The 1,056-nt window shown below is 61.5% G+C and carries 1 protein-coding gene; it reads left to right on the forward strand.

Annotated features, from left to right (window positions below; all coding sequences use genetic code 11):
- Positions 1-93: 93 nt before the first annotated feature.
- Positions 94-1,042 (forward strand): IS630 family transposase gene (locus NKH49_RS34715; RefSeq protein WP_352503943.1). Its coding sequence is split into 2 segments (ribosomal slippage): positions 94-429 and positions 431-1,042, totalling 948 coding nucleotides; the frame shifts between segments, so codons are not numbered across the junction.
- Positions 1,043-1,056: the final 14 nt, after the last annotated feature.

Consider the following 1,056-nt stretch of genomic DNA (forward strand, 5'->3'; position numbering starts at 1 on the left):
TAGAGCGGTTCCTGATTTGACGGAATCGAAGGGGATTCCGGATCAGTCGGTTTTGTGATTCAAGATGCTGGCTGGAGTGGAGGCCAGCATCGGATGACGCGACCTCTTTCGGATGATCTTCGCGAACGTGTTGTAGCGGCGGTTTTGGGTGGCGAGAGCCGCCGGTCGGCCGCGAAACGGTTCGGCATTTCGGTTTCGGCGGCGGTGAAGTTGTTGCAGCGCCATCGGGCGACTGGCTCGGTTGCGCCTGGCAAGATGGGCGGACATCGCAAGAGGGTGCTGGAGCCGCACCGTGCCTTCATCGAGGCGCGTGTGCGTGAGACGCCGCATCTGACACTGCATGGTCTGAAGGATGAGTTGGCCGCACGCGGGGTCAAGGTCTCGCACAACGCGGTCTGGATGTTCTTGAGGCGCGAGGGCCTGAGCTTCAAAAAAAACGCTGTTCGCCCTTGAGCAGGCGCGCGCTGATATTGCCCGCAGGCGTCAGCGATGGCGCTCTTGGCAGGCCGGCCTCGATCCGCAGCATCTGGTCTTCATCGACGAGACCTGGATCAAGACCAACATGGCTCCGCTGCGCGGTTGGGGGCCGAAGGGCGAGCGGCTGCGCGGCTTGGCCCCGCACGGCCACTGGCGCACGCTGACCTTCCTCGGCGCGCTGCGCTGCGATAGGCTCGCGGCACCTTGCGTCTTCGACGGGCCAATCAACGGCCAATGCTTCCGCGCCTATGTCGAGCAGCAGCTCATCACCGTGCTGAAACCCGGCGACATCGTCGTCATGGATAATCTGGGAAGTCATAAGTCGGCGGCCATCAGGCAGATGATCAAGGCGGCCGGCGCCAGGCTTTGGTACCTACCGCCCTACTCCCCAGACCTCAATCCGATCGAGCAGGCCTTTGCCAAAATCAAACACTGGATGCGCCAAGCTCAGAAACGTACCGTCGAGGACACTTGGCGCCACATCGGCCACCTCGTTGAAACGATCGAGGCAACCGAATGCAACAACTACTTCGCAAACGCCGGCTACGCTTCCATCAAAACGTGAAAGGCTCTAGCCCT

Origin of the sequence: Mesorhizobium sp. M1088 (assembly GCF_040318575.1) — a bacterium.
In the GTDB taxonomy this organism is placed as follows: domain Bacteria; phylum Pseudomonadota; class Alphaproteobacteria; order Rhizobiales; family Rhizobiaceae; genus Mesorhizobium.